The organism is Comamonas endophytica (genome assembly GCF_023634805.2).
In the GTDB taxonomy this organism is placed as follows: domain Bacteria; phylum Pseudomonadota; class Gammaproteobacteria; order Burkholderiales; family Burkholderiaceae_C; genus Comamonas; species Comamonas endophytica.
Genome location: NZ_CP106881.1, coordinates 3067501 through 3080708 on the forward strand (window position 1 = coordinate 3067501; position 13208 = coordinate 3080708).

10 protein-coding genes and 2 rRNA genes (1 of these 12 running past the window's edge) are annotated in these 13208 nt (G+C 65.0%); 8 read left to right on the forward strand and 4 right to left on the reverse strand.

The features are described from left to right. From M9799_RS13900 to M9799_RS13910, 3 genes are all read left to right on the forward strand, one after another. Positions 1-1337: ribosomal RNA gene (locus tag M9799_RS13900) — 23S ribosomal RNA — on the forward strand; it begins 1539 nt to the left of the window's first position. Between the two features lie 127 nt (positions 1338-1464). Next, positions 1465-1577 (forward strand): 5S ribosomal RNA (gene rrf / locus M9799_RS13905). A 68-nt stretch (positions 1578-1645) separates the two neighbouring features. Then, the gene (locus M9799_RS13910) at positions 1646-2392 is read left to right on the forward strand and encodes a 16S rRNA pseudouridine(516) synthase (RefSeq protein WP_231044493.1); all 747 of its coding nucleotides are present in this window, start codon (positions 1646-1648) and stop codon (positions 2390-2392) included. Positions 2393-3116: 724 nt separating this feature from the next. Here M9799_RS13910 and M9799_RS13915 read toward each other — a convergent pair. Further along, positions 3117-3914 carry a DNA/RNA non-specific endonuclease gene (locus tag M9799_RS13915; RefSeq protein WP_377008289.1) on the reverse strand — a complete coding sequence of 266 codons (798 nt, stop codon included), beginning with the start codon at positions 3912-3914 and terminating at the stop codon, positions 3117-3119. A 266-nt stretch (positions 3915-4180) separates the two neighbouring features. On the opposite strand from M9799_RS13915, the gene guaD reads away from it, so the two are divergent. Together guaD and M9799_RS13925 are read left to right on the forward strand one after the other, a co-directional pair. Next, on the forward strand, positions 4181-5596 hold the full coding sequence (gene guaD / locus M9799_RS13920) for a guanine deaminase (RefSeq protein WP_231044495.1): 1416 nt from the start codon (positions 4181-4183) through the stop codon (positions 5594-5596). 11 nt (positions 5597-5607) lie between these two features. Continuing rightward, entirely contained in the window at positions 5608-6963 is a 1356-nt protein-coding gene (locus M9799_RS13925; protein WP_231044496.1) for a uracil-xanthine permease family protein, read from the forward strand. Between the two features lie 290 nt (positions 6964-7253). On the opposite strand, the gene M9799_RS13930 is transcribed toward M9799_RS13925, so the two are convergent. Genes M9799_RS13930 through M9799_RS13940 form a run of 3 tightly spaced genes read right to left on the reverse strand, consistent with a single transcriptional unit; the run spans position 7254 to position 9858 of the window. Further along, positions 7254-7676: an RNA-binding S4 domain-containing protein gene (locus M9799_RS13930; RefSeq protein WP_231044497.1), complete on the reverse strand. Its 423-nt coding sequence runs from the start codon at positions 7674-7676 to the stop codon at positions 7254-7256. After that, a complete protein-coding gene (locus tag M9799_RS13935; protein WP_231044731.1) occupies positions 7673-9172 on the reverse strand; it encodes a sensor histidine kinase in 1500 nt (499 codons plus the stop codon). The genes M9799_RS13930 and M9799_RS13935 overlap by 4 nt, the downstream gene beginning before the upstream one ends. Before the next feature lie 5 nt (positions 9173-9177). Continuing rightward, a complete protein-coding gene (locus M9799_RS13940) occupies positions 9178-9858 on the reverse strand; it encodes a response regulator (protein ID WP_231044498.1) in 681 nt (226 codons plus the stop codon). Positions 9859-10017: 159 nt separating this feature from the next. On the opposite strand from M9799_RS13940, the gene M9799_RS13945 reads away from it, so the two are divergent. From M9799_RS13945 to M9799_RS13955, 3 genes are all read left to right on the forward strand, one after another. Beyond that, entirely contained in the window at positions 10018-10977 is a 960-nt protein-coding gene (locus M9799_RS13945) for a Bug family tripartite tricarboxylate transporter substrate binding protein (RefSeq protein WP_231044499.1), read from the forward strand. Positions 10978-11092: 115 nt separating this feature from the next. Beyond that, positions 11093-11653 (forward strand): tripartite tricarboxylate transporter TctB family protein, encoded by a 561-nt coding sequence (locus tag M9799_RS13950; protein WP_231044500.1) that lies wholly within the window; start codon positions 11093-11095, stop codon positions 11651-11653. Beyond that, entirely contained in the window at positions 11653-13143 is a 1491-nt protein-coding gene (locus M9799_RS13955) for a tripartite tricarboxylate transporter permease (RefSeq protein ID WP_231044501.1), read from the forward strand. The genes M9799_RS13950 and M9799_RS13955 overlap by 1 nt, the downstream gene beginning before the upstream one ends. Positions 13144-13208: the final 65 nt, after the last annotated feature.

Genomic DNA, 13208 nt, shown 5'->3' on the forward strand with positions numbered 1-13208 from the left:
TACCCAGCTTCCAGGAAAAGCCACTAAGCTTCAGCTACACACGACCGTACCGCAAACCGACACTGGTGCGCGAGATGAGTATTCTAAGGCGCTTGAGAGAACTCTGGAGAAGGAACTCGGCAAATTGATACCGTAACTTCGGGAGAAGGTATGCCGCAAGTAGGTGATCCTGCACAAGGGGAGCCCAAAGCGGTTGCAAAAAATCGGTGGCTGCGACTGTTTAATAAAAACACAGCACTCTGCAAACACGAAAGTGGACGTATAGGGTGTGACGCCTGCCCGGTGCTGGAAGATTAAATGATGGGGTGCAAGCTCTTGATTGAAGTCCCAGTAAACGGCGGCCGTAACTATAACGGTCCTAAGGTAGCGAAATTCCTTGTCGGGTAAGTTCCGACCTGCACGAATGGCGTAACGATGGCCACACTGTCTCCTCCAGAGACTCAGCGAAGTTGAAATGTTTGTGATGATGCAATCTCCCCGCGGAAAGACGGAAAGACCCCATGAACCTTTACTGTAGCTTTGTATTGGACTTTGAACAGATCTGTGTAGGATAGGTGGGAGGCTTTGAAGTGAGGACGCTAGTTCTCATGGAGCCAACGTTGAAATACCACCCTGGTGTGTTTGAGGTTCTAACCTAGGTCCCTTACCGGGATCGGGGACAGTGCATGGTAGGCAGTTTGACTGGGGCGGTCTCCTCCCAAAGCGTAACGGAGGAGTTCGAAGGTACGCTAGTTACGGTCGGACATCGTGACGATAGTGCAATGGCATAAGCGTGCTTAACTGCGAGACTGACAAGTCGAGCAGATGCGAAAGCAGGACATAGTGATCCGGTGGTTCTGTATGGAAGGGCCATCGCTCAACGGATAAAAGGTACTCTGGGGATAACAGGCTGATACCGCCCAAGAGTTCATATCGACGGCGGTGTTTGGCACCTCGATGTCGGCTCATCTCATCCTGGGGCTGTAGTCGGTCCCAAGGGTATGGCTGTTCGCCATTTAAAGAGGTACGTGAGCTGGGTTTAAAACGTCGTGAGACAGTTTGGTCCCTATCTTCCGTGGGCGCTGCAGATTTGAGGAAGCCTGCTCCTAGTACGAGAGGACCGGAGTGGACACACCTCTGGTGTATCGGTTGTCACGCCAGTGGCATTGCCGAGTAGCTAAGTGTGGAAGAGATAACCGCTGAAAGCATCTAAGCGGGAAACTCGTTTCAAGATGAGATCTGCCGGGGGCTTGACCCCCCTGAAGAGTCGTTCGAGACCAGGACGTTGATAGGTTGGGTGTGGAAGCGCAGCAATGCGTTAAGCTAACCAATACTAATTGCTCGTGAGGCTTGACCCTATAACTTTGATCCCCAGCGGATCGAAGACAGTTATGCCAAAGATGGCGCAGTCAAAATAATCTGATTTCAGTCTCTATGAATTCGCCGAGTTGTTCGACAAACCGAACGAAAAGGCAAAAAGTTATGCCTGATGACCATAGCAAGTTGGCTCCACTCCTTCCCATCCCGAACAGGACAGTGAAACGACTTTGCGCCGATGATAGTGCGGGTTCCCGTGTGAAAGTAGGTCATTGTCAGGCTCTTACAGCAGCAAACCCCCAGCGCCCCAAAGGCCTGGGGGTTTTGTTTTTTCTTGAGCTATATCGCCATGCAACTGCAAGACATTCTTTATTCGCAAGGGTTTGGAACCCGTCGTGTATGTGCCGGTCTGGTGCAGCAGGGCTGGGTGGAAATCTATCCCCAGGATGACCCGTCGGCCGCGCCGGTGAAATGTACGGATTCGACGGCTGATTTCGATCCCGAAGGACTGCGCATGCGGGTCCAGGGTGTGGACTGGGAATACCACGCCAAGGGCTATGTCGTGCTGCACAAGCCGGCTGGTACCGAGTGCTCGCAAAAGCCGTCGACCTATCCCAGTATCTACACATTGCTGCCTGCGCCGCTGCGCCAGCGGCCCTGCAAGAGTGCTATCCAGGGCCTGCAGGCCGTGGGACGGCTGGACCAGGATACGACCGGCATGTTGCTGCTCAGCGACGATGGGCAGTTCATCCACCGCATGAGCTCGCCGAAGAAGCATGTGCCCAAGGTCTATCGTGTGACGGCAAAGCATCCGGTAACGCAGGAGATGGTGGACCGTCTGCTGGCCGGCGTCGTGCTCGATGACGATCCCAAGCCGGTCAAGGCAGCGGCCTGCGTGCTGGTGGACAGCCATGTGCTGGATCTGACGCTGACCGAAGGAAAGTACCACCAGGTCAAGCGCATGCTGGCGGCGGTAGGCAACCGGGTGGAAGGGTTGCATCGGGCACGTATCGGCAGCCTGGATCTGCCGGAGGATCTGGCGCCGGGGCAGTGGAGGTGGTTGACGGTGGAGGATCTGGAGAAGCTCAAGGGGTAACTGGGCACGGACGAGAGTGAGACCGTGCTTGATCTATAGGTAAGGCGCTTCATCCTTCGACAGGCTCAGGACGAACGGTTTGTGACGATGCCCTGCGTTCAGCCAGAGTGAGGCCGTGCTTGATCTATAGGTAAGGCGCTTCATCCTTCGACAGGCTCAGGACGAACGGTTTGCGACGATGCCCTGCGTTCAGCCAGAGTGAGGCCGTGCTTGATCTATAGGTAAGGCCCTTCATCCTTCGACAGGCTCAGAACGAACGGTTTGCGACGATGCCTGCGTTCAGCCAGAGTGAAGCCGTGCTTGATCTATAGGTAAGGCCCTTCATCCTTCGACAGGCTCAGGACGAACGGTTTGCGACGATGCCTGCGTTCAGCCAGAGTGAAGCCGTGCTTGATCTATAGGTAAGGCCCTTCATCCTTCGACAGGCTCAGGACGAACGGTTTGCAACGACGCCCTGCGTTCAGCCAGAGTGAGGCCGTGCTTGATCTATAGGTAAGGCGCTTCATCCTTCGACAGGCTCAGGACGAACGGTTTGCGACGATGCCCTGCGTTCAGCCAGAGTGAGGCCGTGCTTGATCTATAGGTAAGGCCCTTCATCCTTCGACAGGCTCAGGACGAACGGTTTGCGACGATGCCTGCGTTCAGCCAGAGTGAGGCCGTGCTTGATCTATAGGTAAGGCCCTTCATCCTTCGACAGGCTCAGGACGAATGGTTTGCCCCAAGCTCAACGTGAAGTGGTCCGGATGGCCTGCGGCAGGAACTGGATGCCGGTGCGCTGTACCAATTCCTCGTAGCTGATCGGCTTCGACACGCGCTCGGCGTCGTCGTTGGCCTGCCAGTAGGCCCAGGAGCGGCGGGTGGTGGCGTCGTAGACCAGTTTGTAGAGATGGGTGGGCACGCGTACCTGACCGCTGCCGACGGTGCTGCTGCCTGGCGCGAAAACCGGGCCGGTGAAGACATATACATCCCCCTGGGCACGGTGGGCGTAGCTGCGGGTGTCTTTTTCGATGCGCGCCCAGGGGCCGGAATTGTGCTTGATGGCCTGGGGCACCATGTTGGCCAGCGAGAAGCTTTGCGCCATGGCGCGCGCTGTAGGCATGTCGCCCGCAGGGGCCATGTGGCCGCGGGAGTAGCCCGAGCGCTTGTAATCGTCGAGTTCGGCGCGTTCGCTGCGCGGCAGGCGCGCATCGGCAAAGAATTTGTTGGTGCGCTTTTCATCTGCGTCGTCGACCAGCGCGCGGTTCAGGCGTTGCGCCACATAGACCGGGGTCTTGCTTTCACCGTTGTGCAGCACCGCAAAGGCGTCATAGCACAGGGCACGCAGCTTGCCCACGCCCAGCGGCGGCGCTGGCACATGGCCGGCGACGAAGAACCCGGGGCAGTCGGCAAAGGCGTTCGCCGGCAGCGCGGTGATGGCGGGGGAGGGCTTGGCGGAAACCGCCGCCGCCGCGATCAGCGTGGCGGCAAGGGCGACGCGCCGCGTCAGGCGCGCCAGGGTGTGACCAGAATTCACTGCATTCATCGGCACGGGGCCGTCACTCAAGAGGTGCAAGAAAGCCACGCGGCAAAGCGCCGCCTGGCATGTGGCTTTGACCACGTTCGAGCTGCGTAGGATGCCTCAAAAATGAGAGCTTGAAAGCAAGTTGAAGACGGGATTGCCGTCCAGTTCGATGGGCAGAGGCAAAGGACTAAGACCCCGCCGTGGTGGCGCCGTGCGGGCAGCCGTAGAATGCGTGCCTTTTGGGCGCCCGGGCCTCAGGCGGCGCCCGCCCGCGGAGGGCGCTGTCCATGAACTCCTCTTTGTTTTCTCCACCGACGCCGGGCCAGGCCTGGGCGCTGCAATGCACGGCTTTCGATACCCCACGCTCCGATGCGCTGCGCGTTCAGGTCGATGCGCTGGTGGTGGTGTCATCCACTGGCGTGATCGAATCGGTGATTGCGCGCGATGATCCGCGCTGGGCCGGGGAGCGTGCGCGCCATGCGGCCACGGGCCAGTTGCGCGAGCTGCCCGAGGGCAGCTATCTGCTGCCGGGGCTGATCGACGTGCATGTGCATGCGCCCCAATGGCCGCAGATGGGCAAGGCGCTCGATGTGCCGCTGGCGGACTGGCTGCAGCGCAACACCTTCCCGCTCGAGGCGCGCTATGGCGACGAGGCCTTTGCCGAGAGCGTCTACCGTCCGCTGGTGCGCCATCTGCTGGCCAATGGCACGACCACGGCCATGTATTTCGGCACGCTCCATGACGGCGGCAACCGGGTGCTGGCCGAGCAGTGCCTGCGCCAGGGGCAGCGCGCCCTGGTGGGGCGCGTGGCCATGGACGAGCCCAGCCAGTGCCCGGAGTTCTACCGCGATGCCAGCGCGCAGGCGGCGATCGAGGGGACCGAGGCATTCATCGGCACGCTGGCAGGGCTGCCGGGCAATGCCGGTGGTCTGGTGCTGCCGGTGATCACGCCGCGTTTCATTCCCAGCTGCACCGACGCACTGCTCGAAGGCCTGGGCGCGCTGGCACAGCGCACGGGCGTGCATGTGCAGACGCATTGCTCCGAAAGCGACTGGGCGCACCAGCATGTGCTGGAGCGCACCGGCATGACCGATGCGCATGCGCTGCACCGCTTCGGCCTGCTGACGCGCCGCACGGTGGTGGCGCATGCGAACTTCCTGACGCCGGAGGATGTCGCGCTGATGGCCGAGGTCGGGGCGTCAGTGGCGCACTGCCCGCTGTCGAACTTCTACTTCGCCAACAGCGTGTTCCCGGCGCGGTCCGGGCATGCACGGCACATGGGCATGGGGCTGGGCAGCGATATCTCGGGCGGCTACAGTCCCTCGATGTTCGATGCCTGCCGCCATGCCATCACCGCGTCCTATGCGCTGGACGAAGGGGTGGACCCTGATCTGCCGTCCGCGCAGCGCGGGCGCCACGATGCGCGCATCGACCATGTGTTCGCACTGTGGCTGGCGACGGCGGCGGGCGGTGCGGCGCTGGACCTGCCGATCGGCCGCATCGAGGCCGGACAGCACTTCGACGCCATCGTGGTCGATTGCCATGCGCCCGACTCCAATATCTGCATCTGGCCCGGCAGCGACAGCCCGGCCGACGTGCTGCAGAAAATCATCTACAACGCGACGCGCGCCAATGTGGCCCAGACCTGGGTGCAGGGCGCGCTGGTGCATTGCCGCGGCGCGGTGCTCTCCAACCTCAGCTGAATGCAGCATACATGACAAACCCTACTGCCTACGAAGGGCGCCTGATCGCCCAGCCCGACGACCGCGTCACCCTCACCAAGGCCCTGCTGCTGGGCGTGCAGCATGTGATGGCGATGGATGTGTATGTCGTGCCGTTCATCATCGCCTCGGCCCTGGCGCTGTCGCAGGCCGATTCGGCCTCGCTGATCCAGTCTACCTTTCTCGCGGCCGGCATCGCGACCATCATCCAGACCGCCTGGTGCATGCGCATGCCGGTGGCACAGGGGCCATCCTATATTCCTTTGGGCGCGATCATCGCGGTGGCGCTGGCCGGTGGCGCGGGTCTCACCGGCATGGGCTCGGTCTATGGCGCGCTGATTCCGGGCGCACTGCTGGTGATCGCGCTGGGTGCGCTGGGCTGGTTCCACCGGCTGATCCGCTGGCTGGTGCCGCCGATCGTCGGGGGCTCGATCATCCTGGTGGTGGGACTGTCGCTGCTGCCGATCGCGCTCACGGCCAATGTGTTTGCGGTGCATGGCAGTTCCACCATCAACCAGAACATCGCGCTCGCCGCGCTGTCGGCCGCGCTGCTGGTGCTGGCCATGATGATCGGCCTGCGCTTCAACAACCGTGTGGGTGTGTGGGTGCGGCTGCTGTCGGTGGTGATCGCGCTGGTGGGCGGCACCATTGCGGCATCGTTCATCGGTCAGTTTTCCTTCGATGCCGTGGCGGCCGCGCCCTGGCTGATGCTGCCGAAGATGGCGTTCGTCGACTATGAACTGCAGTTCTCGCTGCCGGCGATTCTGACCTTCGTCTTGATCTACATGGTGGTGATGGCCGAGACCACCGGCACCTGGTTCGCGGTGTCGGCGGTGATCGACCAGCCTATCACCGACAGGCAGCTGGACCGCGGTGCCATGGGCGAGGGCATTGGCTGCGGCGTGGCAGCTCTCATCGGCGCGACGCCGGTCACGGGCTACTCGACCAATGCCGGGGTGATTTCCATCACCGGCGTGGCCAGCCGAATGGTGTTCGTGGCCATTGGCGTGGTGCTGGCGGTGCTGGGTTTCGTCGGCAAGTTCTCGGCGCTGATCGCCGCCATTCCCGCGCCGGTCATTGGCGGCGTGTTTGCCGTGGTGTGCATCACGATCTCGATGGCCGGCATCCGCATCCTGCGCCATGTGCATCTCGATGAGCGCGCGATGCTGGTGGTGGGCATTCCGCTGATCTGCGCCTTCTTTGCCACGCTGGCGCCCAAGGCTTGGGTGCAGTCGCTGCCGGACATGCTGCAGTATCTGCTGGGCTCGGCGGTCACCGTGGGGGCGATGGCGGCGATGGTGATGAATCTGGTGCTGCCGCGGGTGGGGGAGGAAAGTCGGCAGGCTTGAGGGGCTTCACCCTTTGCCTGGCGCGTCCAGGAGCGAGCAGGAGGAGGGGCTGAGCCGGAGGACAGGCTGTTCATCCTTCGACCGGACCGCGCAGGCAAGCTTAGGACGAACGGAAGTTGAGCTCAGGACGAGCGGTGAATTGAACCGTTCGTGATGAGCCTGGCGAACCTTGGACGTCTCTTTAAAGCTGGCCCGTCATCCTTCGACAAGCTCAGGATGAACGGTGGCGGCCAGGGCTCAGGACGAACGGCGGGAGCAGAGCTCGGGATGCACGGTGGGAGCCGACGCGCTCAATCGATCGATGCGCTCCAGCGGTCGTTCCAGTCGGTGGCGCGCGCGCGGTCGATGTCGCGGCGGTCGCGCTTGGTGGGGCGGCCCTCGGTGAGAGTGGTGGCGGGTTCGGGCGCCAGGCGGCGCTGTTCGGCCAGGCGCTCGCGTTCGGCCAGGCTTTCGGGGGTTTCGGCGTAGAGCCCCTGGGCGACGCTGGCCGGACCGCGCGAGGGCATCAGGCCACGGACCACCACGGTGCGGGCAACCGGGCCCTGGCGCAAATGGACGGTGTCGCCGACTTTCAGCTCGCGTGCCGCTTTGGCGTGCAAGCCATTCACGGTGACCCGGCCCTTGCCTATTTCCTCGACAGCCAGGCTGCGCGTCTTGTAGAAACGCGCGCACCAGAGCCATTTGTCCAGACGCATGGTTTGCAATTCGTTCATGGGTGAAATTGTGCCTGTTCGGTGGGGGACGCGGTAGTGTCCCTGTGGGCTGCGTGGAACATGGCCGCGCTGCCATGCAGCGTGGCCACGGCATCGAGACCGCGGGGAGCGCTGCTGCGATTGCGCAACTGAAGCTGGCCGCCCAATGCCTGGACGATTTCGTGGCAGATGGCCAGGCCCAGACCCGAGCCGGCCTGCACATCGCCAGCGGAGAAGGGCTGGAACAGGCGCTGGGCCAGCTCTTCGCCGATGCCCGGACCGCTGTCGCTGATGCATAGACGGGCCAGGGTGCCGGGCGCGGCCGGATCGGGCATGGCTACCAGTTGCACGCGCAGCCAGCCGCATGCGGGGCTGTGGCGGATGGCGTTGTGCAGCAGGTTGCGCGTGAGCTCGCGCAGCATCCAGCCGTGCGCATCGACGCTGACCTGCTGCCCGGCCCGCAGTTCGAAGTCGAGATCTTTCTCGGCAATCAGCGGGGACAGGTCCAGAGCGATCTCGCGCACGATCTCGTCCCAGGCGCAGGGCTGCGCGGCATCGGCCTGCTGGCGCAGCTGCTCGACCTTGGCCAGCGCCAGCATCTGGTTGGCCAGCTGCGTTGCGCGCTCGACGGTGGCGCCGATCTCGGCAAAGGCCTGAGCCGCAGGCACATCGCCGCGCTGCGCCGACTGCACCTGGGTCTTGAGCACCGCCAGCGGCGTGCGCAACTGGTGCGAGGCATCGCGCACGAAGCGCTTCTGGTGCGCCAGCAGCAGGCGCAGGCGCTGCATGACCTGGTTGGTGGCCTGCACCAGGGGCTGCAGCTCGCGCGCGGCCGCGGGCGCATGCAGCGGGCTCAGGTCGCCCTGGCGGCGCGATTGCAGCGCCGTGCTGAGCGCGCGCACGGGCTGCGTCGCGCGCTGCACCACCAGCACCACGATGCATGCCACCACGGCCACCAGCAGGGCCTGACTGGCCAGCGTGCGCCACAGGATCGGCCAGGCCTGGGCCTCGCGCAGCTCCAGCGTTTCGGCCACCTGGATCACGGCCATGCCGCGGCCCTCGGAGCTGGACACGGGCTGCAGCAGCACGGCCATGCGCACCGGCACGCCGCGGAACCGGGCATCGTAGAAATCCACCAGCGCCGCATAGGGCGGGCGCTGCGGGATGCGCCCGCGCCACATCGGCAGCTCGGCAAAACCCGACACCATCTCGCCGCCCATGGTCGAGACGCGGTAGAACATGCGGCTCTGGTTGTCGGCCTCGAAGATCTCCAGCGCGGAGTAGGGCACCAGCGCGCGCAGCTCGGCCTGGTCGTCGTAGCCATACACGCCCAGCTGTTCGCTGATGCTCTTGGCAGAGGCCAGCAGCGTGCGGTCGTAGGCGGTGTTCAATGCCGTCAGGGTCTGGCGATGCAGGCTCCAGGTGCTGAAGCCGATCAGCAGCAGCACCGGCACCAGGATGCCCACCAGCAGCTGGCGGCGCAGCGACCAGGCGGGGCGTTCGCGCGCGCTGGCCATGGCTTTCAATCGTCGGCCTTGAGCAGATAGCCAAGGCCGCGCAGCGTCATGAGCGTCACGCCCGTGCCGGCGAGCTTCTTGCGCAGCCGGTAGACCACGACTTCGACGGCTTCGTACTGCACTTCGGTTTCTCCGGGGAAGACCAGCGCGAACAGCCGCTCCTTGGCCACCGCATGGCCGGGGCGGGCCATCAGCGCCTGCACCAGCGCGCGCTCGCGCGGGGTGAGCTCCAGCGGCTGGCCCCAGGCATAGAGCGCGCCGCTTTGCTTTTCATAGCGCAGCGCGCCGAGCACCGCATCTTCGTTTGCCGGCGGGTTTGCCAGGCCGGTACTGCGGCGCAGCAGCGCGCGCAGCCGGGCCTCGAGCTCGTCGAGATCGAAGGGCTTGGTCAGATAGTCGTCGGCGCCGGCGTTCAGGCCCAGCACCCGGTCGCCCACGCTGTCGCGCGCGGTGAGGATCAGCACCGGCGTGCGCAGGCCCTGCTGGCGCGCGGCGGCCAGCACCTGCAGGCCGTCGAGCCCGGGCAGGCTCAGGTCCAGCACCACGGTGTCGGGCAGGCCCGTCTGCCATTCGTGCAAGGCCGCGGGGCCGTCGGCCGCGGTGCGCACCTGCATGCCGCGGCGCGCGAGCGTGCGCTGCAGCGTGGCACGCATCGCGGGGTCGTCTTCTACAAGCAGCAGGCGCATGGGGCGGGAGGTTAGCACCTGGCGGGCGAGGCGACGGATTCGCAGCGTAGGACGGCGCTGGTTTAGGGGATTACACCTAGGCTTGCGTACAGCCTTTTGACAGCTAACTGTCACATGATGGCGCGACAGGAACCGACGACCAAAACCCAGGAGACAAAAATGCGCCGAGATACCTTCCTTCATTCCCTGGCCGCGCTCGCCGTCGGCGGTGCGCTGCCCCTGAGCGCGCAGGCGGCCCAGGCCGTCAAGATGATGCTGCCGGCCAACCCGGGCGGCGGCTGGGACACCACCGGCCGCGCGCTGGGCAAGGCGCTGCAGGACGCGGGCGTGGCCTCGTCGGTGACCTATGACAACAAGGGCGGCGCCGCCGGCGCCATCGGCCTGGCGCAGTTCGTCAACGGCAGCAAGGGCGACCCGAACGCGCTGATGGTGATGGGCGCCGTGATGCTGGGCGGCATCATCACCGGCAAGCCGCCGGTGAACCTGACGCAGGCCACGCCGCTGGCGCGCCTGACCAGCGAATACAACGTGTTCGTGCTGCCGGCCAACTCGCCCTACAAGACCATGGCCGACGTCGTGGCGCAGCTCAAGAAAGACCCGGGCAGCATCAAGTGGGGCGGCGGCTCGCGCGGCTCGACCGAGCACATTGCCGCGGCAATGATCGCGCGCGCCGTGGGCGTGGACCCGGCGAAGATCAACTACGTCGCATTCCGTGGCGGCGGCGAGGCCATCTCCGCCATCCTGGGCGGCAATGTCACCGTCGGCGGCAGCGGCATGAGCGAATTCGCCGAGTACATCTCCAGCGGCAAGATGAAGGCCATTGCCGTGACCTCCGGCCAGCGCCTGGCGGGCTCGAACGTGCCCACGCTCAAGGAGCAGGGCATCGACGTGGAGATCGGCAACTGGCGCGGCGTGTATGGCGCGCCCGGCATCAGCCGCGCGCAGCGCGACGCGCTGATCGCCATGCTCGACAAGGCCGTCAAGAGCCCCTCGTGGGCCGAGTCGATGAAGAAGAACGACTGGACCGCGGCCTGGCTGGCGGGCGATGCGTTTGCCTCGTTCGTCGACACCGAGTTCGCCAGCCTGCGCGCCACGATGGTCAAGTCCGGCATGGTCTGATCTCCCAGCCCCAGGCCCGGCCGCATGCCGGGCCGGGCCAGTGCCGGCGGCTTGCCGCCGGTTTTTTCATGGCGCCGCGGTTTCGCACCCGGCGCGCGTTTGGTGCAGGTATGCGATGACCGATCCCAGCCCCCTTCATTCCCTCGATATTCCTCCTCCCGATACCGGTGCCATTCCTGCCGTGCAGCTGCAGACCGCAGTGGGCGCGGGCGTGCTGCTGGTGGCGGCCGGCCTGGCCTTTGGCGCGCTGCAGATTCCCGGTGACGCGGGCTATGGCGGCGTTGGGCCGAACTTCCTGCCCTGGGTCTGCGCGGCTGTGCTGGCGCTGTGCGGCGCCTGGCTGGTGTGGGAGGCGCTGAGCGGCGGCTTCCGCGCGATGGCGGTGCCCACGGGCAGCCACCGGGCCGACTGGCCGGCAGCGGTCTGGGTTTCGGCCGGCCTGCTGCTCAATGCGGCGCTGATCACCACGCTGGGCTTCATCCTGAGCTGCACGCTGTGCTATGTGCTGGCGGTGCAGGGGCTGCGCCGCGCCGCGGGCCAGCCGCAGGCCGGGCAGCTGCGCACCTGGGGAGTGGACCTGTTCTCGGGCCTGTGCATCTCGGCGCCGGTGTTCTGGGTCTTCACGCAATTCCTGGCGATCAATTTGCCCGGCCTGACCGGGACGGGGTGGCTCTGATGGAAATTCTCGACGCCCTGATGGCGGGCTTCGCCACCGCCATCACCCCTGTCAATCTGCTCTGGGCCCTGGTCGGCTGCGCGCTCGGCACCGCCGTGGGCGTGCTGCCGGGCATCGGTCCCGCCGTGGCGGTGGCCATGCTGCTGCCGATCACCGCCAAGGTCGAGGTCACGGCCTCGATGATCTTCTTTGCCGGCATCTACTACGGCGCGATGTATGGCGGCTCGACGGCCTCGATCCTGCTGAACACGCCCGGGGAGACGGCCAGCATGGTCACGGCCATGGAGGGCAACAAGATGGCCAAGAGCGGGCGCGCGGGCGCGGCGCTGGCCACGGCCGCCATCGGCTCCTTCCTGGCGGGCACCTTTGCCACCGTGGTGGTCACGCTGTTCGCGCCTTCGGTCGCGGAGTTTGCCGTCAGGCTGGGGCCGCCGGAGTATTTCATGCTGATGGTGCTGGCCTTCACCACCGTGAGCGCGGTGCTGGGCCAGAGCCGGCTGCGCGGCATGACGGCGCTGTTCATCGGCCTGGCCGCGGGCTGCATCGGCATGGACCAGATCTCGGGCGCGGCGCGCTACACCGGCGGCAAGATGGAACTGCTCGATGGCATCGACATCGTGCTGGTGGCGGTGGGCCTGTTTGCCGTGGCCGAGGTGCTCTATGCGGCGCTGTACGAAGGCCATACGGCCGAGACGCAGAACCGCATGGGCCGCGTGCACATGACCAAACGCGACTGGCGCCGCTCGCTGCCCGCCTGGCTGCGCGGCACGGCCATCGGCATGCCCTTTGGCTGCATTCCGGCTGGCGGCACGGAGATCCCCACTTTCCTGAGCTATGCGGCCGAGAAGAAGCTGGCCAAGGGCAAGGACAAGGAGGAATTCGGCCGCCAGGGTGCGATCGAGGGCGTGGCCGGGCCCGAGGCGGCCAACAATGCCACCGTGACGGCGGCGCTGATTCCGCTGCTGACGCTGGGCATTCCCACCTCCAACACCACGGCGGTGCTGCTGGGCGCGTTCCAGAACTACGGCATCAACCCCGGCCCGCAGCTGTTCACGAGCTCGGCGACGCTGGTCTGGGCGCTGATCGCCTCGCTGTACATCGGCAATCTGATGCTGCTGGTGCTGAACCTGCCGATGGTTGGGCTCTGGGTCAAGCTTCTGCGCATCCCCAAGCCGCAGCTGTACGCGGGCATCCTGATCTTCGCCACGGTGGGGGCCTACGGCATGCGCCAGAGCGCCTTCGATCTGTTCCTGCTGTATGGCGTCGGCGTGCTGGGCGTGCTGATGCGGCGCTTCGACTTCCCCACCGCGCCGGTGGTGGTGGGCATGATCCTGGGGCCGCTGGCCGAGGCGCAGATGCGCAATGCGGTGTCCATTGGCGAGGGCAGCTGGATGATCTTCCTGCAGCGGCCGATGTCGCTGGCGTTGATCGTGATCGTGCTGGCGGTGCTGATCGTGCCGCGGTTGCTGGCGCGGCGCATCCGGGTCTGAGCCGGCGCAAGCAAAAAGGGCCGGGTCCTGTGCAATGCAGGACCCGGCCCTTGTCGCATGGGCTG